Origin of the sequence: Kribbella sp. CA-247076 (genome assembly GCF_050942445.1) — a bacterium.
GTDB lineage: Bacteria > Actinomycetota > Actinomycetes > Propionibacteriales > Kribbellaceae > Kribbella.
On the sequence record NZ_CP192051.1, the window covers coordinates 4,874,832 to 4,895,580 of the forward strand.

Consider the following 20,749-nt stretch of genomic DNA (forward strand, 5'->3'; position numbering starts at 1 on the left):
ATCAGTACGGTCATGGAGTCGACCTCCGCACACTCAGGGACGGTTGTACGACGATCCGCCGCGGCGTCCTCGTACTGTCCTCGATCCTTGCCAACAGCAACTCTGCCGCCCGCCGCCCCCGCTCCGCCGACCCCAGGTTCACACTCGTCAACGACGGGAAACTCTGCTCGGCCAGCTCGCTGTCATCCATCCCCACCACAGCGACGTCCGCCGGGACCCGAAGCCCCCGACCGGCCAGCTCATGCATAACCCCCACCGCCAACAAATCGTTCGCACAAATCACCGCATCCGGTCGCTCCGCGGCGGACAGCAGGTGGGGGGCGGTGGTGCGGCCGGCGGGGAAGGTGAAGTCGAGGGCTTCGGCGGTGGCGGCGGGGTGGAGGTTGTGGGCCTTGAGGGCGTCGGCGAAGCCCTTGGCGCGCGCCGTGCCGGGGACGGTGTCGGCGGGGCCGTTCAGGAAGGCGATCCGCGTGCGACCGCGGGCGACCAGGTGGTCGACGGCCAGCCGGATGCCTTTCGGCGAGTTGGCTCGGACCGTGTCCACCTCGGCCTTCGCGGGGACGTTACCGGCGACGACCACGGGGACGTCGCACTCGCGGATCGACTTGATCAGGTCGTCGTCGACGCGCAGCGGGCTGATCACCAGACCGTCGGCGTACCCGCGGGCCATCCCGCGCACCAGCGCGACCTCGTCGACCACGTCCGGCCCGGTCGTCGTCACCACCAGGCGGTAGCCGGCCGCCGAGACGACCTCCTCGACCGCCCGCATCATCGTCACGTACACCGGGTTGCCGACGTCCGCGACCGCGAGCGTGAGCTGGAACGTCCGGCCGACCTTGAGCGACCGCGCCCGCGCGTCCGGCACGTACCCGAGCTCCTCGACCGCCCGCTGCACCCGCTCGGTCATCTCCTCGGTGGCCGGCAGCCCGTTCAGCACCCGCGACACCGACGCCACCGAGACCCCGGCGGCCCGGGCGACCGCGGCGATGGTCGGACGGCTCACCCGCGCCTCCACCTGTAATCGTTCTTGTAATCGTTTACAGATCAGACACTAAGACGCCGATCGGCGGCCGTCAACACCTGCCGACCGCCTTCAGCAGTTGCGCGCCGGGCTCACTCGTCCTGTTCGTCGGCGCCGGGCCGCTCGGCCCACGGGGTCTCCTTGGCCGGCCGGACGACGATGAGTTTGTCGCCGGCGGCAAGGACCGAGACGCTGGAGTCGTAGTACCGGTGGACCCGGCCGTCGCGGACCACGGAGACGACCCGGTCCGGTACGGCGGACGGCGGCTTGCCCACCTCGCGGCCGAGGACCGGGCGCTCGGCGACCTCGAGACCCTCGCCGTACGTGAGCAGGTCCTCCATCACCTCGCCGAGGTTCGGGCTGACCGCCGACAGGCCGAGCAGCCGGCCGACCGCCTCCGACGACGTGACGACCGCGTCGGCACCGCTCTGCCGCAGCAGCGGGACGTTGTCCTCCTCGCGGACCGCGACCACGATGTGCGCGTCCGGGTTCAGCTGCCGGACCGCCAGCGTGACCAGCACGGCCGCGTCGTCGCGGTCGGTGGTGACGATCACCTCGCGGGCCGTCATCACCTCGGCCCGGCGGAGCACCGTCCGGTTGGTGGCGTCGCCGTGGAACGCGGCCATCTGGTCGTTGCCCGCGTCCCCGATCGCCTGCGCGCGCGGATCGATCACCACGATGCTCTCGCGCTTCACCCCGTTGCTGATCAGCGTCTGGACGGCGGACCGGCCCTTGGTGCCGTAGCCGACGACGACCGTGTGGTCCCTCATGCGCTTCCTCCATCGTGTGTCGCGCATGATGCGGCGACCTTCGTTGGCCAGAACTTCCAGTGTCGTGCCGACCAGGACCACCAGGAAGCCGATCCGCAGCGGGGTCACGATGAAGGCGTTGATCAACCGCGCCGCCGGGGTCACCGGCGTGATGTCGCCGTACCCGGTCGTGGTCAGCGTGACGGTCGCGTAGTAGATCGCGTCGATGACGTTGACGGTGCCGTCGTAGCTGTCCTTGTAGCCGTCACGGTCGACCACCACGATCAGCACCATCACGGTCAGCAGCCCCAGCGCGACCAGGAATCGGCTGAAGAGCTGGAAGAGCGGCGAGCGGGTGCTCGCGGGCAGGTTGACCAGCAGACCGTAAGGATTGCGACCGGTGGGAAGGGGTGGCACGAGTCCGACGATATTGCACCGGGGGCCGATCCACCGCATGCGACAGGCTCTGGTCCGACAGTGCGACAGTCACCGTCAGGTTGTCGCCGTCCTGGACCACCCTGGATCGCATCCGCAGCCGCTCGAGTGTCCGGAGCATCGCGTGGTTCTCCGGCTGCACCACGCACACCACCCGGTCCGCACCCAGCGCCCGCGCCTCGACCACCAGCCGCCGGAGCAGCTGCAGCCCGAGCCCCTGGCCCTGCCAGCCGTCCTCGACGAGTACGGCGACCTCCATCGTCGTACTGCCGAGCTCCTCCCACGGCGCGGCCGTCGCCATCCCGATCACCGCGTCCCCGACCGCGGCCACGATCGAGACGCCACCGGCCGGTGCGGCCAGGTGCCGCGCGGTCCGGTGGGTCAGCTTCGGCATCGGCACGTGGTAGCGCCGGGTGCGGCTCTCGTACGAGCACCGCTCGTGCATGTCCACGACAGCCTGGGCGTCCTCGACGGTCGCCTTCCGCAGCTCGGGTACGCCGCTGCCCGGGCGCGGCCCGTCGACCACGAACCCCTCGTACCGCTCGGCCAGCCGGCCCGCGATCTCCACCAGGACGTCGGCCCGGGCCCACTCGGCCGGTGTGTACTCCTCGAACCCCTGCAGGTTGCCCAGCTCCTCGTCGACGGACACCGGGTCGTCGATCAGCCGCAGTACGGCGCGCAGGTAGCGGGTCGGCGCATCACTCAGTACGTCGGCCTGGCACGGGCGGACCGTCGTCCGCGAGCAGCCGGCCTCGGTGACCAGGGTGGTCAGGTCGGCCGCGGTCCAGCCGACACCGGTGGAGACCACCAACTCGTCCACGGCACCGGTCTCGGCGGTGAACACCTCCAGGCTGAGGATGTTGATGTCGTCCGCACCACACCGGGCAGCGAGTTCGGCCAGCGCACCGGGCCGGTCTGCGAGTTCGGTCCTGATCTTCCAGAGCATGCGGACGCCCTCCTCGTGGAAACGTCCTCCCACTCTGCGGTCCGCCTGTTGCCCCACCGGGTCCGGAATGTTACGCCCGCGTCAACCTTTTTGCGTCATCCTTCTGTGGCGACTCTCCCGGCCGGCCTCAGCGCCGGCGCATCTTCGGCAGCCGGGGGCCGAACACCGGCTTGCGGGCGGCGAGCACCACCGCCGGCTCGCGCTTGTCCAGGTCGGCGTGCCGGAGCAGCTCCGGGTAGGTGTTCGGCGGGACCGGCGGGTACGTCGTCACGATCGCGTCGCCGCTGAACACGAAGAAGATCGCCTGGCCCTCCCGGATGACCTTCAGCAAGGAGCCGTCGCGGACGGTGAGCGCGTGCTCGACCGCCTTCTTCCGGGCGGTGCGCTTGGCGAGGGCGGCCTGCATGGCCTGCTGGGCCGGCTCGCGCCCGTGCTTGAACGCCTCGACCGCGAGCGGACCGTACCGCACGCTCCACTTGACCAGATTCTTGGCCAGTCGACCCTGCTTGTCACCAGCACCTGCCATACCACCGAGCGTACTGACTGTGCCGGGTCGGAATGCGCTGCTGCGCCGTGTCAGGCACCATGGAGGCCGTGACCACCCCCAATCCGCGCCGCCCGATCATGCCCGGCAACAAGTTGTTCGAGTCGCTGCCCGGTGCCGCCGACCCGGCGGCCGTCACCGAGGTCGCGCACCGGACCGCCGAGCTGCTGGTCCGTGGGGTCCGGTCCTCGGAGGACGCCGAGGTGCACGCGCGGGTGGTGAAACTGGCCGACGACTACGGGCTCGACGAGCTGGCCGAGCTCTGGTCGGACGCGCCGGCCGACTCGCTGCCGGGTGCGCTGTGGCGGCTCTACCTGCTGCGGTCGTGGGTGCACTCGAACGCGGAGGGTGTGTCCCGCGAGTTCTCGACCGGGCGCAAGTACGCCGAGGTGCACGCGGTGGTCGCCGGGGTCGCCGAGCCGCCGGGTCCGACCGAGGTCCGGGAGATGGTCGACGCCGTACTGCGCGGTGTCGCGACCGGGGACTTCGCCACGACCCTGGACCGCGCGGCCGCGTTCGCGCGGATCGTCGCCACCGGGCGGGCGCACCTGGCCGACGACGGGCACGACCAGGTGCTGTCGGCGTCCAAACTGGTCGAGATGGCGGATCAACTGCAGACCGCGGCGCGCACCGAACGCGCCGGGCAGCTCTGGTAGGTTGCGGGTTTTCGCTTCGGATGCTATGCGTCTTGCGGCCCGAGATCTCAACAGGACAAGGGGTTTTGCCACCCGCTACACTGTTCGAGGTGTCGGGCCGGCGTAAGCCCCGGGTCCCAAAATAAGCCGCTACGAGCGGCCACGCGCCGTGAGGCGCTTCCCGGTCCGACGCCCCAAACTTCCCACCGCACCAACCCACCCGGCGGCTGGCGCGCGTCCGCCGGGTGAACCAGAGCGAGCACCCTCGCGCCGCCCCGGCCTCAGGCCGGGGGCGGCGCTTTCTAGCGGAGACCGTAGAAACGGGTGAGGGTTTGGGTGACCGACTTGTTGTTGGAGTCGGTCAGCTCGACCTTCAGCGTGACGAACTCGGCGGCCTTGGTGTTGTCGGCGAGGGCGATCACCTTGGTGCCGAGGTTGATCGCGGGGATCTGCGTCCAGGTGGCGCCGTCGTCGGGCGACGTCCAGACCCGCGCCTTGGTGAAGCGCCCCGCCTTGTACCAGTGGCCCGTCTCCGCGCTGATCGTGATCGGGAACAGCTTCACCCGCGGCGCACGGTCGTTCAGGTCCACCGGCAGGTCGTAGTCCGGGAACAGCAGCGGCAACGGCTTGCCCGCGTCGGCCGCGGAGCCGTTCCACTTCCACCGGGTCTCGGCCGTCGTCGGCGACTCCCACTTGTAGTCGCCACGCTGCCAGTGGATCAGGTCGTAGACGAGCTCGAAGTTCGTCGCCGCCGCCGGCACGTCCCAGAACCCCTGCCCGTAGAACCCGTACTCCCCCAGCGACACCCCGTCGGCCAGCAACTCGGTGCCGCCCAGTTCGAGGAACCCACCCCGGGAGAAGTGCCCCGGCTCGGTGTCCGACCAGGTCGGGAAGTTGCTCCAGACCGAGTTGCCGTCCCGCGCCGCCGGCACGTACTTCTGCCCGGTCGTCTGGTCGGTCACCATCCCGGGCCGCAGACCGGCCTTCCACCAGGTCTCGCTGTGCCGGCTCCCCGGCCGGTACGCCGTCGCCGTCGACGTCATCAGCGTCGCGAACGGCCAGTTCATCGCGTCCGCGTGCCCGACCATCTGCGACACCTTGGTGTCCCGGTCGGCCGTCACCAGGTGCTGCACCCGGGTGGGCGCGGCGACGGATCCGCGGGTCCCGGTCGGGATCAGGTTGATGCTCCACGGCCGCCACACGTCGACGTACTCGGAGTAGGTGTAGTCCTTGCCCGGGGTGTGGTACGTCGCGTCGATCGTGGCCAGGTCGCGGTCGCGGACCCGGTGTTCCGGCTTGCCCTTGACCTGCTGCTCGTGCGCGAATGCCAGGCTGTAGAGGTACGGCGACTTCGCGCCGGCCGGTGATCCGTACTGCCACCCCTCGACCACCTCGAAGGTTCCGCGCCGAGCCTTCGGCGTCGTCCCGAGGTAGACGGACTTGATCTGCGTGCCGTAGCTGCGGCTCGAGGACAGGATCCAGTTGTCGATCACCCGCCCGTAGCTGAGGCTGCCACCCAGGCGTTGGGTCGGCCGCTGCGTGGTCACCTTCGCCTCGGCAGCCGCCCGGGCGTCGTACGTGATCGTGGTGTTCTCGGTGAGCGTGATCTCGGGGTTGCCGAGGAACGCGTACGACTCGACCATGCCGTCGGCGTTGTCGGTCGCGATCATCGCGGCCAGCGAGTAGGTGCCGGCCCGCAGGTGCAGCGTGCGGTCCGCACCCTCGAACCCGATCCGCTGGGCGGCGATGCTGTCGGTGTCGAACACGTCGAGCGCGGTGATCGACGCGGCCGGCTGCCCGGTACGGTCGGTGAGCTTGAAGGTGACGTCGACGTACTGCGGCTCGAGGTAGAAGCCGAGCGGGGTGACGACCGTCCGGCCGTCATTGCCAGTGGCAACCACTCGGGCGCTGATCGCGCCGTACAGCCCGCGGTCGAGCGAGCCGGACGGGTCGACGGTCACGGGCAGCTCGGCCGTCCCGCCGGCCGGAACGGTCAGCGAACTCGCGCCGAAGCTGATCAGCGACGACGGCACCGGCTTCCCGTTGTTGCCCCGGGCATCGACGGCGAAGGTGAGCGTCACCGGCTGCGTGCCGCTGTTGTGATAGGCGAGCGGCTTGGTCACCTTGTCCGCCGCGGTGTGCGGCCAGGCGAACGTCCCGAGGTCGGTTGTGCCCGGCCCGGTCACCTGCTGGGTCACGGCCTGGGCGACATCGAGCTCACCGGCGCCCTGCTCGTAGATCCCGACCGTGCTCTCGGCCCGGACCGAGTTCTGCAGGGCCGCCTTGAGCTGCTGACCGGTCCAGTCCGGGTGCTGCTGTTTCAGGATCGCCGCGGCGCCGGCCACGTGCGGCGTGGCCATCGACGTCCCGTTCATGTCCGTGTACGCCGCATCGCCGCGGCCACCCGCCCGCGCCGCGGTGATGTCCACACCAGGAGCCGCGATGTCCGGCTTGACCGCGTGGTTGCCCATCACCGGTCCGCGGCTGGAGAAGTCTGCCGTGGTCTGGTTGAGGTCGGTCGCGCCGACGGTCAGCGCGGACGCGGCGCAACCCGGGCTGCTGATCGTCTCGGCCGGTCCGTAGAGGTTGCCAGCAGCAACGACAATCAGGACGCCGGACTCGGCGCTGATCCGGTCGACGGCGGCCGCCATCGGGTCGGTACAGTCGACCGGTTCCGACGTACCGATGCTCATGCTGATCACGTCGGCTCCCTCGGCGACGGCCCACTCCATGCCGGCGATGATCCAGGACAGCTCACCGCTGCCGTAGTCGTTCAGGACCTTGCCGGACAGCAGCTGGGCGCCCGGGGCCACGCCCTTGTGCTTGCCGTTCGAGGCGACCCCGCGACCGGCCACGGTGGACGAGGTGTGCGTGCCGTGACCGTCCCGGTCGCCCACCTCCGGGCTGTCGGTGAAGTTCTGCTGGGCCTTGACCGCACCGGCCAGGTCCGGGTGCTCGGCGTCGACGCCGGAGTCGAGTACGGCGACCGTCGTACCGGAGCCGTCGTACCCGGCCTCCCACGCCTGCGGGGCGCCGACGTACGGGACGCTTTGGTCGAGGGTCTTGCGGACCTTCGCGTCGAGCCACAGCTTCTGGACGTCGCGACCGGTCGACAGCGTCTGCCAGGTCTCGCGGGCACGGGCCTTGTCGGTCCGCAGGGCGGCTGCACCGACGGACGACAGCGTGCGGGTGCGCGTGGACCCGGCGGGCACGGCCTGCTGGGCGGCACGCGCGGTCGGCTTGTAGTCGGCGATGACCGGGATGTGGCTGGTGGACGCGTCGTCGTACCCCTGCCGGATCAGGCCACTGACGTTGAAGAGCGCCTGGTCGACCTTGCCGTTGTTGACGAGCCTGGCCGCGCTGTCGGGAACGACGTACAGGTCCTTGCCGACCGTCCGGGTCTCGTAACCGGACCGGTCCGGGTCGGCCGGGAAGAAGCGGACACTGCTGCGTCCGGCGCCGGCCGGGCTGACCTGCACCTTGTCACCGGTGAGCAGGGTGACGACCTTGTCGGCCGCGACCTGCACCGGCAGTGTCGGGCGCGCGCCGGCAGCGGGGGCGCCAGGGCGCGGATCGGGCGGACCGGCCGCGGCAGGGCCGGCCGCGACGGCCAGCAGGGCGGTGACGGCCGCGCCGGCCGAGGTTTTGCGCGCGAGTGAGCGGAAAAACATGGGGAGGACCACCTTCGGGTCGTGTGTCGCGAGTCAGTCCATCGCAAAACCGCCAGCGACAGAGGGCCCTGGCCTGGCAAGATTGCGACAATTCACGAACCCGCCAGGGTCCGGCCGCCACATAACCACCAGCTGGGAGGCATCGTGCTCGACGTGCTCGGACTGGATGACTCCGAAGAACTCGCGTACCGCGCCCTCGTCGAGGTGCCGTCGTACGACGCTGCCGGACTGGCCGGCCGCCTCGGCTGCCACCCGGTCGAGGCCGCCCGCGCACTGGTGGCGCTGGAGACGCTCGGCCTGGCGGCTCGCTCCAGCAGCGGCACGGACCGGTACGTCGCCTCTCCCCCGTCGGTCGCCCTCGCCGCACTGGCCGTGCAGCGCGAGGAGGAACTACGCCGGGCGCAGCGCGAGATCGAGTCGCTGGCCGAGGTCTACCGCGGGACGGACACCGATCGCTCGGTCAGCGACGTGGTGGATGTCGTCCGCGGCGCCAAGGCGGTCGGGCAGCGGTTCGCGCAACTGCAGATGTCCGCCCGCGAGGAGGTCCTCGGCTTCGTCAAGTCCGAGATCGCGGTCGTTCCGCCGGAGGAGAACACCGAGGAGGACGCCGCCGTCGACCGTGGGGTCCGCTACCGCGTGCTGATCGAGCGAAGCGCCTTCGACCGGCCGGGCTTCTTCGCGGCCGCCTCGGACTCGTTGCAGGCCGGTGAAGAGGTTCGCGTAGTGCAGGAGTTGCCGATGCGGCTGCTGATCGTGGACCGGCGGATCGCGCTGGTCCCGCTGTTGTCCGGATCCGGCGGAAGCATCGGCGCGCTGATCGTGCACAGCAGCGGCATGCTGGACGCGCTGCTCGCCCTGTTCGACCGGGTGTGGCGTGACGGCCTGCCACTCGTCCTCGGTACGGACGGCATGGTCGAGGGACCGTCGGACGGCCTGCCCGAGCTGGACGCCCGCATCCTCGGTCTGCTCCTGGCCGGCCTCACCGACCAGGCCGTCGCCAACCAGCTCAACCTGTCGATGCGTACCGTCCAGCGCCGGGTCAGAGCCCTGATGGACCTGGTCTCCGCCGACACCCGGCTGCAGCTCGGCTTCCACGCCGCCCGCCGGGGCTGGATCTGACCAGTCCGGGAGGCGCACACTCGACAGCATGAGCACATAGGGGCTGGGGGCCGCTGATCCGCCGGGGAGGGGCGATGGTCGGCTTGGAGGGGACTGCCGGGGTCGTGCACGCCGAGAGCGTCGTCCGCGTCTACGGCGAGGGGGACACCACCGTACGGGCGTTGCACGGCGTCGACGTACGGATCGAGCCCGGCCGGCTGACGGCGGTGATGGGGCCGTCGGGGTCGGGGAAGTCGACGCTGATGCACATCCTGGCCGGGCTGGACCGGCCGACGTCGGGATCGGTGCGGATCGACGGCACCGAGATCACCACGCTCGGCGACGACGCGCTGACCAGGCTGCGCCGCAGGCACATCGGCTTCATCTTCCAGTTCTTCAACCTGCTGCCGATGCTGAGCGCCCGGGACAACGTCCTGCTGCCGCTGACGATCGCGGGTGAGAAGCCGGATCCGCAGTTCTTCGCGGCGCTGATCGAGCGGATCGGCCTGGCCGACCGGTTGCACCACCGCCCGGCCGAGCTGTCCGGCGGCCAGCAGCAGCGGGTCGCGATCGCCCGCGCGCTGGTGTCGCGGCCGACGGTGGTGTTCGCGGACGAGCCGACCGGCAACCTGGACTCCCGGACCAGTGCGGAGATCCTCGACCTGATGCGCGGCTCGGTCGAGGAGTACGGCCAGACGACGGTGATGGTCACGCACGACGCCCGGGCCGCGGCGATGGCCGACCGGGTGCTCTACCTGGCCGACGGGAAGATCGTCAAGGAGACCGGCCCGACCAGTCAGCACGAGATCCTGCAGCTGATCGACACGCTGGACGTCCGGTGATCCGGTTCGCCCTGCAGGGACTGCTGGCCCGCAAGCTCCGGGCCGCGCTGACCGCGATCGGCGTCGTCCTCGGGGTGTCGCTGATCTCCGGCACGTACGTCCTGACCGACTCGATCACGTCCGCGTTCGACTCGATCTTCGCCGAGAACTACCGGAACACCGACGCCGCGATCACCGGGAAACCGGCGTTCACCCCGTCCGACGACGGGACCGTCGTGGCGCCGTCGTTCCCGGCCGGGCTGCTCGAGCAGGTCCGGAGCCTCCCGGAGGTCGGTGCGGCCGGCGGCTCGGTGTACGGCGAGGTGCAGCTGATCGGCCGGGACGGCCAGGCGATCGTCTCCAACGGTCCCCCGAACCTCGGGTTCAGCGTGGATGCGGAGCAGCCGCAGTTCAACGTCCTCACCCTCGTCGACGGCGCGTGGCCGACCGCCACCGAGGTGGTCATCGACACCACGACGGCCCGGAAGCAGGGGTTCACCGCCGGCGACACGATCGGCCTGCAGGCCCGTGGCGCCGCCCGGCAGTTGCGGATCTCCGGCCTGGTCAGGTTCGGCGAGGTCTCGTCCATCGGCGGCGCGACCCTGGCCGGCTTCGCCCTCCCCACCGCCCAGCAGCTGTTCGACAAGCCCGGGCAGCTGGACGAGATCCTGATGACCGCGAAGCCCGGCATCGATCCGCAGCGGCTGGTCTCCGCGGTGGAGCCGGTGCTGCCCCCGGCGACGCAGGTCCGGACCGCGTCCGACCAGGCCGCCGAGGAGGCGGCCGGGACGACCGCGTTCATCGGGTTCCTGCAGACCTTCCTGCTGGTCTTCGCCGGGATCGCCCTGTTCGTCGGCTCGTTCGTGATCGCGAACTCGCTGTCGATCACGATCGCGCAGCGCACCCGCGAGTTCGCCACGCTGCGGACGCTGGGCGCGTCCCGGCGCCAGGTGCTCGGCTCGGTCGTGGTCGAGGCCTTCCTGACCGGCCTGGTGGCCGCGGTCGCCGGGCTGTTCCTCGGCCTGGCCATCGCCACCGGTCTGTTCCGGCTGTTCGACGCGGTCGGCGTGTCCATGCCGAACAACGGGCTCGTGTTCCGGACCAGAACGATCGTGGTCGCACTCGTGGTCGGCGTACTGATCACCGTCGTGGCGAGTCTGCGGCCGGCCTGGCGGGCGACCCGGGTGCCGCCGATCGCCGCGGTCCGCGAGGGCGCGACCCTGCCGCCGGGCCGACTGCACCGTTATCGCGCCGCCGGCGCCGCGTTGCTCGCGGTGGCCGGGATCGCCGCCGTACTCACCGGGCTGTTCGTCGACGACCTGGCGACGCGGACGCTGCTGTCCTTGCTCGGTGCCGGCGTCCTGCTGGTGTTCACCGGCATCGCGCTGTTCGCGTCCCGGCTCGTCCGGCCGCTGGCGGCGGTCTCGGATCCGGTCGCCCGGTGGGCCGTCGTCGTCCTGACCGTCATCGTCTGGCCGCTCCTGCTGCTGCTCTGGCTGATCCGCCGGCTCTTCCGGCGGCCGGCGGAGTTCCCGCGCGTCCTTCCCGACCGGCCGGCCGTCGCCATCGGCGGGCAGAACAGCCGGCGCGATCCCCAGCGCACTGCCTCGACCGCGGCCGCGCTGATGATCGGCCTGGCCCTCGTCACCCTGGTCGCCACGCTGGCCGCCGGGATCATCAAGCCGTTCGAGGAAGCGGTCGACGGGATCTTCAGCGCGGACTACGCGATCACGGCCCAGAACAACTTCAGTCCGTTGCCGCCGACGGTGGCCGCGGCCGTGGCCGGCGTACCGTCGGTGACGGAGCTGACCAGCGTCCGCGGCGGGCAGGCCCGGGCGTACGGCGAGACCATCAGCATCACGGCCGTCGACCGGACCGCGCCCGACCTGCTCCGGTTCGACTGGCGGTCCGGCGGGCAGTCGTCACTCGGGCAACTGGAGCCCGATGGCGCCATCGTCGACGCCGAGTACGCCGACGCGCACGGCCTCGCGCTGGACTCGACGATCGGCCTGGAACTGGTGACCGGCGAGGTGCTCCAGGTCCGGGTCCGCGGCATCTTCCGGCCGCCGGCCGGCGGGTCGCCGTTCGGGAACGTCACGATCGCCACCTCCACCTTCGACGGCGCCAGCCCCCAGCCGCAGAACATCTACACCTTCCTGAACGCCGAAGGTGGTGTGTCCGCGCAGAACACGGAGGCCCTCACGGCAGCGCTGACGCCGTTCCCGAACGCGAAGGCGCTGACCCGGGACCAGTTCAAGAAGGCGCAGACGGACAACGTGCGGGGCCTGCTCAACGTGCTGTACGTCCTGCTCGCGCTGTCGGTGCTGGTGAGCCTGTTCGGCATCGTCAACACGCTGGTGCTGACCGTCTTCGAGCGCACCCGCGAGCTCGGCATGCTGCGCGCGATCGGCCTCACCCGGGGTCAGGTACGGCGGATGATCCGGCAGGAGAGTGTGATCACCGCCCTGATCGGCGCCGTGATCGGGATCGTCCTCGGGCTGGTGCTCGCGTCCCTGCTCGCAGCCAGGCTGGACGAGATCACGTTCACGATCCCCGGTGGTCAGCTGGTGATCTTCGCCGTGGTCGCCGTGGTGGTCGGGCTCTTCGCCGCGATCTGGCCGGCCCGGCGCGCGGCCAGGCTCAACCCGCTCGAGGCGTTGCAGTACGAGTAACCCGGCGACACGCCGACGTCACCCTCCGGCCGCTTCTGGGTTACCTTCACGAAGGCACAGGTACCCCTGTGGCAGCCAGCCTCAGGGGCGTCCGCCCAACCGCCTCCGGAAGGAATCCCCTCATGCGCCGCCTGACCCGCGCGCTGCTTCCGCTCGCCCTCGCCGCCGGCCTGCTGCCGGCCGCGCCGGCCGCCGCGTCCCGCGGCGAGTTCGACCTGCAGGCCCACCGCGGCGGCCTCGGGCTCACGGTGGAAAGCACGATCGCGTCCTTCTCGCACGGCCTCGAGCTCGGCGTCAGCACGCTGGAGCTCGACGTCCAGATCACCGAGGACGGCCACGCCGTCGTCACCCACGACCGCCGGATCGCCGGCACCAAGTGCAAGGACACCGCGCCGTACGCCCCGGGTGATCCCGAGTACCCGTACGTCGGCAAGTACATCAACACACTGACGCTGAAGCAGGTCAAGCAGCTCGACTGCGGTTCGCAGACGCTGCCGAACTACCCCGGCCAGCAGCCCGACCCGGGCGCCCAGATGCCGGAGCTGCGCGACGTCTTCGCGCTCGTGCACCGCTTCCACGCGTACGGCGTGAAGCTCAACATCGAGACCAAGGTCGAGGCCGGCGCACCGTCGGAGACCGCGCCGCGCGAGCAGTTCGTGCAGGTGGTCGCGCGAGAGGTCCGGAAGGCGCGCATCTCCCGGCAGGTGACCATCCAGAGCTTCGACTGGGGTGCGCTGATGCGGATGCGTCAGGTCGCGCCCGAGCTGCCGCTGGTCGCCCTGACCAACCACGACTTCCTGCAGGTCGGCCAGCCGGGCAAGTCGCCGTGGCTCGGCGGCATCGACATCGACGACTTCGGCGGCGACCTGGTCAAGGCGACCAAGTCGTTCGGGGCGTCCGCGATCTCGCCGGTGCACGGCTTCCCGCAAGACGGCAAGATCACCGACCCGGCGTACCGGCCGTACGTCACCGAGGCGATGGTGAAGTCCGCGCACAAGGCCGGGATGAAGGTCGTGCCGTGGACGGTCAACGACCCGGCGACCATGCGGTCCCTGATCGACAAGGGTGTCGACGGGATCATCTCCGACTACCCCGACCGGCTGCGCGACGTCGCCCGGTCCGAGGGTCTCCGGCTGCCGCGGTCGTACGACGCTCCCGCCGTACGACCGTTGCCGGCGGCGCACGCGCACAACGACTACGAGCACCGACGGCCGCTGCAGGACGCGCTGGACCGTGGGTTCAGCAGTGTCGAGGCGGACGTGTGGCTGGTCGACGGTGAGCTCCGGGTCGCGCACGACCTGGAGGACGTCGTACCGGGGCGCACGCTGGAGAGCCTGTACCTGAAGCCGCTCGCCGAGCGGGTGCGGGCGAACCACGGCCGGGTCTACAAGCACGGGCGCGACTTCCAGCTGCTGATCGACATCAAGAGCGACGGCCCGACGACGTACGCCGCGATCGACAAGGCGCTGACGAAGTACCGCGGGATCAGCACGATCTTCATCAACGGACGCGTGCTCGAGGGCGCGGTGACGTCGGTGATCAGCGGTAACCGTCCGCTCGACGTGATGAAGGCGCAGAAGGTCCGCTACGCCGGGTACGACGGCCGGCTGGGCGACCTGCAGTCCGGGATGCCGGCGTCGCTGATGCCGCTGGTGAGCGACAACTGGACGAACCACTTCACCTGGACCGGCGCCGGGCCGATGCCGGCCGCGGAGCGGGTCAAGCTGCACGACATCGTCCAGCGGGCGCACCGGGCCGGCTACCGGGTGCGGTTCTGGGCGACGCCGGACGTGCGCGGGATGGCACGGGAGGCGCTCTGGGCCGAGCTGGAGGCGGCAGACGTCGACCACATCAACACCGACGATCTGCACGGGCTGGAGTCGTTCCTGCGCGGTTGAGCCGGAGTTACGCCTGGACTTCCGTGAGGGCGATGAGGTCGCCGCCCTCACGGAAGGCCTTCCGCTGGCGGACGGCTCCGTTGCCGTCCGTCAGGACCCGGTGCAGGCTGTCCTCGACCAGCTCGACCTCGCCGAGCTCCTGCAGCGCCGGCTCGACGTACTTGCGCAGTGCCTTCAGGCTCTCGGGCATCGGCACGAGCTCGGCCCGCCGGACGTCCAGTCCGTTCGCGGTGATCCCGTCGCGGGCCGCCAGCCAGTACGCCGCCCGCAGTACCTCCGGCTCGAGCGTCGGCCCCTTCGTACCGTCCTCCAGCGCCGTCATCACCAGCGCTCGGACCAGGGTCGCGAGCAGCACGGTCTCGTCGACGGTCAGCGGTACGTCGCTGACCCGGACCTCGATGGTCGGCAGGTGCGACGACGGCCGGACGTCCCAGTAGACCATCTGCTCGTCCATCAGCGTGCCGGTCGCCAGGTGCATCGCCACCAGCGCGTCGTAGTGCTCCGCGGACTCGAAGTACGGCGGCGGTCCGGACGACGGCCAGCGCGACCACATCAGCCAGCGCCAACTGGCGAACCCGGTGTCCTCGTCGAGATAGATCGGTGAGTTCGCCGTCAGCGCCAGCAGCGTCGGCAACCACGGCCGCACGTGGTTGCTGACCCTGGTCGCCGCCTCCTTGTCGGGTACGTCGACGTGCACGTGGCACCCGCACACCGCCTGCTCGCGCGCCAGCTGCCCGTACCGGGCAGCCATCTCCTGGTACCGCTCCTTCTTGGTGATCGGCTGGATCGCCTTGCCCTGCGGAGGCACCGCGATGGCGAGCAGCCGCGCGTCCTCGTCGGCGGCCGCGCGCGCCAGCTTCGAACGCATGTCGGACAGGTGGGCGTGCAACTCGAGCGCGTTCCGGCACACCGGGCTGTTGATCTCGACCTGGGCCCTGGTCAGTTCCAGGGCGACGTCCAGGTCCGGTAGCTCCGCGACGACCGCCTTACTGCGGGGTAGCGGGTCACCGGTGGCGGATACGAGCAGGAGTTCTTCTTCGACTCCGATCAGGGGGTGCGTCACGTCAACGTCGGTACCCGGCCGCCGCGCGACGGAAACGAGGTCACTAGGCTCTGCGGCGTGAGTCTGCCGACCGTCACCGCGACCCGCTACGTGCTGCCATTGCGCGAGGGCGGCTCGCTCCCAGGAGTTGTCGAGGGCAACGATCTCGGCACCTACGTGCTCAAGTTCACCGGCGCCGGCCAGGGCCCCAAGGCGCTGGTCGCCGAGGTCGTCGTCGGTGAGTTGTTCCGCCGTCTCGGCCTGCGGGTGCCCGAGCTGAAGCTGATGCACCTCGACCCCGCGATCGGCAAGTCCGAGCCCGACTTCGAGATCCAGGAGCTGCTGCTGCGCAGCGCCGGCCTGAACCTCGGCGTCGACTTCCTTCCCGGCGCCTTCGGGTACGACGGCTCGGCCGGCAACCCCGGTGACGAGGGCATGGCCCGCATCCTCTGGCTGGACGCGTACGTCGCCAACGTCGACCGCTCCTGGCGGAACACGAACCTGCTGGTCTGGCACAAGCACCTCTGGCTGATCGACCACGGCGCCGCGTTGTACTTCCACCACTCCTGGATGCCGGCGGAGAAGTTCGCGACCCTCCCGTACGACGCCTCGGACCACGTGTTCTCGGTCGCGGCCCCCGGGGTACCGGCGGTGGACGCGGAGCTGGCGGCCTCGATCACCCCGGCGCTGCTGACCGAGGTGATCGGGCTGGTGCCGGACGAGTGGATCGAGGACGGCGATCGGGAACGGTACCTCGGCCACCTGACCGCCCGCCTGGAGAACCGGTCCGCGTGGCTGCCGGGAGGTGCCCGATGACCGCCGATCTGGTGCCCTTCGACTACGTGATCCTTCGGGCGGCGCCGCGGATCCACCGTGGTGAGTTCGTGAACGTCGGCGCGGTGCTGTACTGCCGGGCGCTCGACTTCCTCGGCGCCGCCTGGGACGTGGACCCGGATCGGCTCAAGGCCCTCGACCCGACGGTCGACGTCGACGTCGTGTGCGCGTCGCTCGACCACATCCGGGCGATCTGCGCCGGCGATCCGGACGGCGGCCCGGCCGCGGCCACCAAGATCGGCGAACGCTTCCGGTGGCTGGCGGCTCCGCGCAGTACGGTCGTGCACCCCGGCCCGATCCACAGCGGGCTCACCAACAACCCCGCCGCCGACCTGGACCGCCTCCTCGACTCCTTCGTGCGTTAGCTCCCCCCACCCACCCGTTCATTCGTCGCGTTTTGACCGCTCGGCGACCGACGAGCTGATCGCCGGCCTGCAACGGCGGTCAAAACGCGACGAATGAACGGCCATCAGGTGAGGGCGGTCGAGACCACCTCGCGGGCCTGCGCGAACACCTGCTCGAGGTGCTCGGAGCCCTTGAAGGACTCGCCGTAGATCTTGTAGAGGTCCTCGGTCCCGGACGGCCGTGCGGCGAACCAGGCCGACTCGGTGGTGACCTTCAGCCCACCGATCGCCGCGCCGTTGCCGGGAGCGGTCGTCAGCCGCTCGACGATCGGCTCGCCGGCCAGCTCGGTCGCCGTGACCGCGTCCGCGGACAGCGCCGACAGCTTCGCCTTCTGCTCCCGCGTCGCCGGCGCGTCCACCCGGGAGTACGCCGACGCACCGAACCGCTCGACCAGCGTCGCGTGCGTCCGGGACGGCGTCTCGCCGGTCACCGCGGTGATCTCGCTCGCGAGCAGCGCCAGCAGGATGCCGTCCTTGTCGGTCGTCCACACCGTCCCGTCGAACCGCAGGAAGCTCGCGCCGGCCGACTCCTCGCCACCGAAGCCGACCGATCCGTCGATCAGTCCGGGGACGAACCACTTGAAGCCGACCGGGACCTCCCACAGCCGGCGGCCCAGGTCCGCGACCACGCGGTCGATCAGCGAGGACGACACGAGCGTCTTGCCGACCGCGACGTCCGGACCCCACTGACGGTTGGCGAACAGGTAGGAGATGGCGACCGCGAGGTAGTGGTTCGGGTTCATCAGCCCGGCGTCCGGGGTGACGATGCCGTGCCGGTCCGCATCCGCATCGTTGCCGGTGGCCACGTCGTACCGGCCCCGCTGCGCGACCAGTGAGGCCATCGCGGACGGCGAGGAGCAGTCCATCCGGATCTTGCCGTCGTGGTCGAGCGTCATGAACGGCCAGGCCGGGTCGACGGCCGGGTTGACCACGGTCAGGTCGAGGTTGTGCCGCTCGGCGATCGCGGCCCAGTAGTCCACGCTCGCACCACCCAGCGGGTCCGCGCCGATCCGCACGCCGGCCGCGCGGATCGCGTCCAGGTTCAGCACCGAGGGCAGGTCGTCGACGTAGTGGCCGACGAAGTCGTACTCCTCGGCCTCGGACCGGGCCTGCTCGAACGGCTTCCGGCGTACCTCCCGGTTGCCGCCCGCGATCAGTTCGTTCGCCCGGGCGGCGATCCAGCCGGTCGCGTCGGAGTCGGCCGGGCCGCCGTGCGGCGGGTTGTACTTGATCCCGCCGTCCCGCGGCGGGTTGTGCGACGGCGTGATCACGATGCCGTCCGCACCGGCGCCGGCACCCCGGTTCAGCCGGAGGATCGCGTGCGACAGCGCGGGGGTCGGCGTGAGCCGGTCTGCGCTGTCGACCAGAGTCTGTACGTCGTTCCCGGCGAGCACCTCGAGCACGGTTCGCCAGGCGGGCTCGGACAGGCCGTGGCTGTCCCGGCCGACCAGCAGCGGTCCGGAGGTGCCCTCGCCGGCCCGGTACTCGCAGATCGCCTGCGTGATCGCCAGGATGTGCGCCTCGTTGAAGGCGGCGTCCAGGCTGGAGCCGCGGTGGCCCGACGTACCGAAGACGACCTTCTGGGCGGGATCGTCCACGTCCGGCGTGAGATCGTCGTACGCCTTCAGCATCGCGTCGACGTCGACGAGGTCGTCTGGCTGAGCGGGCTGGCCTGCGCGTGGGTGCATGGGGAACATGCAACAAGCCCGCGCCCGCGAGCACAACTCGGGGCGGTTCCGGTCAGCTGCTGTACGGCGTGAGCAGCTGGTCGACCGGCGCGTAGTCGTCGGTCAGCACCGGCGCGTCGCCGACGAACCCGGACAGCTCGCCCTGCACCCGCATCCCCGGCGCGAGACGGCCGGCGATCGACTGCTGGTCGATCGGCCGGTCCGAGGCGAGCAGGACGAAGTTGCCACCGGCCTGGCCGGCGAGCTCGTCCTCGCGCGCGATCACGGCGACATGCGGGAACTCGGCCTGCAGGGTCCTGATCTCGGCCTTCGCGAAGTCGAGGCCGCCGAAGTCGATCACGTTGACGAGGTAGAGACCGTCCGGCTTCAGCACCCGGCGGACGTCCGCTACCAGCTCGCGCGTGGTCAGGTGCCAGGGCACGGACACGCCGCTGAACGCGTCCATGATGATCAGGTCGTCGCTGTCGGTCGCCTCCGCCCGGACACCGAGCCGGCCGTCGCGGACCGCGATGTCCAGCTCCGGTCCGGTGCGTACGCCGAGCTCCTTCTTGTCCAGCTCGACGACGGCACCGTCGATCTCGTACACCTTGTTGTGGCCGGCCGGCCGGGTCGCGGTGAGGTAGCGGGGCATCGTCAGGCCGCCACCGCCGATGTGCAGCGCGTCCAGCCGCCGGTTGTCCGGCCAGGTGCCGTCGATCGCGGCGGCGAAGTTCTTGATGTAGGCGAACTCCAGGTACGTCGGGTCGTCGAGGTCGACGTACGAGTGCCGGAGCTGGTCCAGGTACAGCGTGCGCCCGCTTTCCCGGTTGGGGTCCGCGACCACCCGCGCGCAGTGGTACGCCGTCTCGACCTCACACGGCCGTGGTGCGACCAGGGTCAGCGTCGCACCGATCACCGCGAGCGCCACCGGCTTCGCGGCCGCTCGCGCACCCCGCAGTACGACGGTCAGCACGGCACCGGACACGACCAGCAGAGCGCCGAGGGCGAGCACGATCGTGCTCACCGGCACCTCCGACACGAACACGAACCCGGTCAGCACCGTGCCCGCGATCCCACCGACGGTGGCGTACGCCGACAGCCGGCCGACGACCGTACCGGTCTGTGCCAGCGTCGACAGGCGCAACTTGGTCACCATCGGCGTCACGGCCGAGAGCAGTGCGGCCGGCACGAACAGCGCGACCGCGAGCACCAGGAACACCAGATCGGTCCCGCCACCGCGCAACGACTCACCAGTCCAGCGCACGATCGGGAGGATCAGCATCACCAGCGCCCCGCCGATCAGGATCAGCGGTCCGAGCGTCTTCCGCGGCTCGACGGCGTCGGCGTACCGGCCGCCCAGCGCGGCGCCGGTCGCGATCGCGGCCAGCGCGACCCCGATGACGGCGGTGTTCGTCTCCAGCGTCAGCCCGATGTACGGCGCCACCAGCCGCAGCGAGACCAGCTCCAGCACCATCACAGCGGCCGAGCTGCCGAAGGCCAGCGCGATGGCCAGCCGCGAGCCCACATCACCCTTACTCACCGCGTCACCCTATCTGTCGATCCGAAACACTCCCGTTCGTCAGGTAGGCATGGACCCTTCTCCCGCGACCAGCGCCCAGCTCTACGCCGCCACCCGGGAACGGGTGACCGCTGCCGTCCGAGGCCTCAGCCCAGCCGACCTCGACCGGCAGGTGCCGGCCTGCCCGTTGTGGACCGTGCACAACCTGGTCTCCCACCTGGCCGGCGTGGCGACGGACTTCGCGACGGGCACCCTCGACGGGGCGCCGCAGCCGCCGTGGACCGCCGTACAGGTCGAAGCACGCCGGGCTCTGCCGATCGACGCCGTACTGGACGAGTGGGAGCGCACCGGTCCACTCCTCGAGCAGGTGATTCTGGAGGGCTCGTCGGACCATCCTCTGGTCTGCAACCCGTGGGCCGACGCCGGCACGCACGAGGCGGATCTGCACGGCCTCCTGGGGATCGGGCGGCCGCCGGAGGAGCTCTGGCTGACCGCGCTCGACTGGGCGCTTCCCGATCCGACGCCGTCGGACGACGTACCCGGCACGCTGTCGATCGTCACGCCGTCCGGGACGTACTCGATCGGGTCCGGCTCGCCGGTCGCGGAGGTGCGCACGTCGTCGTACGAGCTCTTCCGGGCGGTGTTCGGGCGGCGGAGCTTCGAGCAGATCCGGTCGTGGGCGTGGTCGACACCGTCGTACGCCGACGCCTGGAGCCGCGAGCTACCCCGGCTGCCGCAGACCGAACGGGCGTTGTCGGATTGACCCTGACGTAGCGTGAGGCCGGACGATCGG

16 protein-coding genes are annotated in these 20,749 nt (G+C 70.7%); 8 read left to right on the plus strand and 8 right to left on the minus strand.

Going from position 1 to position 20,749, the window contains the following annotated elements; translation table 11 throughout:
* Positions 1-10 precede the first annotated feature (10 nt).
* The 4 genes from ACQPYZ_RS22890 to ACQPYZ_RS22905 form a co-directional block, all read right to left on the minus strand.
* Positions 11-1,003 (minus strand): LacI family DNA-binding transcriptional regulator, encoded by a 993-nt coding sequence (locus ACQPYZ_RS22890; protein ID WP_433159521.1) that lies wholly within the window; start codon positions 1,001-1,003, stop codon positions 11-13.
* Between the two features lie 110 nt (positions 1,004-1,113).
* Positions 1,114-2,064, minus strand: a complete 951-nt coding sequence (locus ACQPYZ_RS22895) for a potassium channel family protein (RefSeq protein ID WP_433159523.1) — start codon at positions 2,062-2,064, stop codon at positions 1,114-1,116.
* Complete coding sequence (locus tag ACQPYZ_RS22900; protein WP_433159525.1) at positions 2,036-3,151, minus strand: GNAT family N-acetyltransferase; 1,116 nt, start codon at positions 3,149-3,151, stop codon at positions 2,036-2,038. The genes ACQPYZ_RS22895 and ACQPYZ_RS22900 overlap by 29 nt, the downstream gene beginning before the upstream one ends.
* 127 nt (positions 3,152-3,278) lie before the next feature.
* Entirely contained in the window at positions 3,279-3,677 is a 399-nt protein-coding gene (locus tag ACQPYZ_RS22905) for a hypothetical protein (RefSeq protein ID WP_433159528.1), read from the minus strand.
* Between the two features lie 59 nt (positions 3,678-3,736).
* Here ACQPYZ_RS22905 and ACQPYZ_RS22910 point away from each other — a divergent pair, with 59 nt between their 5' ends.
* A complete protein-coding gene (locus ACQPYZ_RS22910) occupies positions 3,737-4,351 on the plus strand; it encodes a hypothetical protein (RefSeq protein WP_433169736.1) in 615 nt (204 codons plus the stop codon).
* Positions 4,352-4,632: 281 nt separating this feature from the next.
* Here ACQPYZ_RS22910 and ACQPYZ_RS22915 read toward each other — a convergent pair whose 3' ends face one another.
* A complete protein-coding gene (locus ACQPYZ_RS22915) occupies positions 4,633-8,001 on the minus strand; it encodes a S8 family serine peptidase (RefSeq protein WP_433159530.1) in 3,369 nt (1,122 codons plus the stop codon).
* 153 nt (positions 8,002-8,154) lie between these two features.
* On the opposite strand from ACQPYZ_RS22915, the gene ACQPYZ_RS22920 reads away from it, so the two are divergent.
* From ACQPYZ_RS22920 to ACQPYZ_RS22935, 4 genes are all read left to right on the plus strand, one after another.
* Positions 8,155-9,120 (plus strand): hypothetical protein, encoded by a 966-nt coding sequence (locus tag ACQPYZ_RS22920; RefSeq protein ID WP_433159532.1) that lies wholly within the window; start codon positions 8,155-8,157, stop codon positions 9,118-9,120.
* A gap of 74 nt (positions 9,121-9,194) precedes the next feature.
* Positions 9,195-9,941 carry an ABC transporter ATP-binding protein gene (locus tag ACQPYZ_RS22925; RefSeq protein WP_433159535.1) on the plus strand — a complete coding sequence of 249 codons (747 nt, stop codon included), beginning with the start codon at positions 9,195-9,197 and terminating at the stop codon, positions 9,939-9,941.
* Complete coding sequence (locus tag ACQPYZ_RS22930) at positions 9,938-12,592, plus strand: ABC transporter permease (protein ID WP_433159537.1); 2,655 nt, start codon at positions 9,938-9,940, stop codon at positions 12,590-12,592. Before ACQPYZ_RS22925 ends, ACQPYZ_RS22930 begins: the two co-directional genes overlap by 4 nt.
* 122 nt (positions 12,593-12,714) lie before the next feature.
* Positions 12,715-14,490, plus strand: a complete 1,776-nt coding sequence (locus ACQPYZ_RS22935; RefSeq protein WP_433159540.1) for a glycerophosphodiester phosphodiesterase family protein — start codon at positions 12,715-12,717, stop codon at positions 14,488-14,490.
* Between the two features lie 7 nt (positions 14,491-14,497).
* Here the strand turns inward: ACQPYZ_RS22935 and ACQPYZ_RS22940 are convergent, their stop codons facing one another.
* A complete protein-coding gene (locus ACQPYZ_RS22940) occupies positions 14,498-15,553 on the minus strand; it encodes a carboxylate-amine ligase (protein WP_433159542.1) in 1,056 nt (351 codons plus the stop codon).
* A 57-nt stretch (positions 15,554-15,610) separates the two neighbouring features.
* Here ACQPYZ_RS22940 and ACQPYZ_RS22945 point away from each other — a divergent pair, with 57 nt between their 5' ends.
* Positions 15,611-16,348, plus strand: a complete 738-nt coding sequence (locus tag ACQPYZ_RS22945; protein ID WP_433159545.1) for a HipA family kinase — start codon at positions 15,611-15,613, stop codon at positions 16,346-16,348.
* Positions 16,345-16,731: a DUF3037 domain-containing protein gene (locus ACQPYZ_RS22950; RefSeq protein ID WP_433159547.1), complete on the plus strand. Its 387-nt coding sequence runs from the start codon at positions 16,345-16,347 to the stop codon at positions 16,729-16,731. Before ACQPYZ_RS22945 ends, ACQPYZ_RS22950 begins: the two co-directional genes overlap by 4 nt.
* A gap of 104 nt (positions 16,732-16,835) precedes the next feature.
* Here ACQPYZ_RS22950 and pgm read toward each other — a convergent pair whose 3' ends face one another.
* Together pgm and ACQPYZ_RS22960 are read right to left on the minus strand one after the other, a co-directional pair.
* Complete coding sequence (gene pgm / locus ACQPYZ_RS22955; RefSeq protein ID WP_433159550.1) at positions 16,836-18,458, minus strand: phosphoglucomutase (alpha-D-glucose-1,6-bisphosphate-dependent); 1,623 nt, start codon at positions 18,456-18,458, stop codon at positions 16,836-16,838.
* Between the two features lie 52 nt (positions 18,459-18,510).
* The gene (locus ACQPYZ_RS22960; RefSeq protein WP_433159552.1) at positions 18,511-19,977 is read right to left on the minus strand and encodes a fused MFS/spermidine synthase; all 1,467 of its coding nucleotides are present in this window, start codon (positions 19,975-19,977) and stop codon (positions 18,511-18,513) included.
* A 49-nt stretch (positions 19,978-20,026) separates the two neighbouring features.
* Here ACQPYZ_RS22960 and ACQPYZ_RS22965 point away from each other — a divergent pair, with 49 nt between their 5' ends.
* Complete coding sequence (locus tag ACQPYZ_RS22965) at positions 20,027-20,719, plus strand: maleylpyruvate isomerase N-terminal domain-containing protein (RefSeq protein WP_433159555.1); 693 nt, start codon at positions 20,027-20,029, stop codon at positions 20,717-20,719.
* Positions 20,720-20,749: the final 30 nt, after the last annotated feature.

Excerpts from the sequence above, each read along its gene's own strand:
- ACQPYZ_RS22895 (WP_433159523.1), bottom strand. The coding sequence starts at position 2,064 with ATGGTGCTGATCGTGGTGGTCGACCGTGACGGCTACAAGGACAGCTAC.
- ACQPYZ_RS22900 (WP_433159525.1), bottom strand. The coding sequence starts at position 3,151 with ATGCTCTGGAAGATCAGGACCGAACTCGCAGACCGGCCCGGTGCGCTG.
- ACQPYZ_RS22905 (WP_433159528.1), bottom strand. The coding sequence starts at position 3,677 with ATGGCAGGTGCTGGTGACAAGCAGGGTCGACTGGCCAAGAATCTGGTC.
- ACQPYZ_RS22910 (WP_433169736.1), top strand. The coding sequence starts at position 3,737 with ATGGAGGCCGTGACCACCCCCAATCCGCGCCGCCCGATCATGCCCGGC.
- ACQPYZ_RS22915 (WP_433159530.1), bottom strand. The coding sequence starts at position 8,001 with ATGTTTTTCCGCTCACTCGCGCGCAAAACCTCGGCCGGCGCGGCCGTC.
- ACQPYZ_RS22925 (WP_433159535.1), top strand. The coding sequence starts at position 9,195 with ATGGTCGGCTTGGAGGGGACTGCCGGGGTCGTGCACGCCGAGAGCGTC.
- ACQPYZ_RS22935 (WP_433159540.1), top strand. The coding sequence starts at position 12,715 with ATGCGCCGCCTGACCCGCGCGCTGCTTCCGCTCGCCCTCGCCGCCGGC.
- ACQPYZ_RS22950 (WP_433159547.1), top strand. The coding sequence starts at position 16,345 with ATGACCGCCGATCTGGTGCCCTTCGACTACGTGATCCTTCGGGCGGCG.
- pgm (WP_433159550.1), bottom strand. The coding sequence starts at position 18,458 with ATGCACCCACGCGCAGGCCAGCCCGCTCAGCCAGACGACCTCGTCGAC.
- ACQPYZ_RS22965 (WP_433159555.1), top strand. The coding sequence starts at position 20,027 with ATGGACCCTTCTCCCGCGACCAGCGCCCAGCTCTACGCCGCCACCCGG.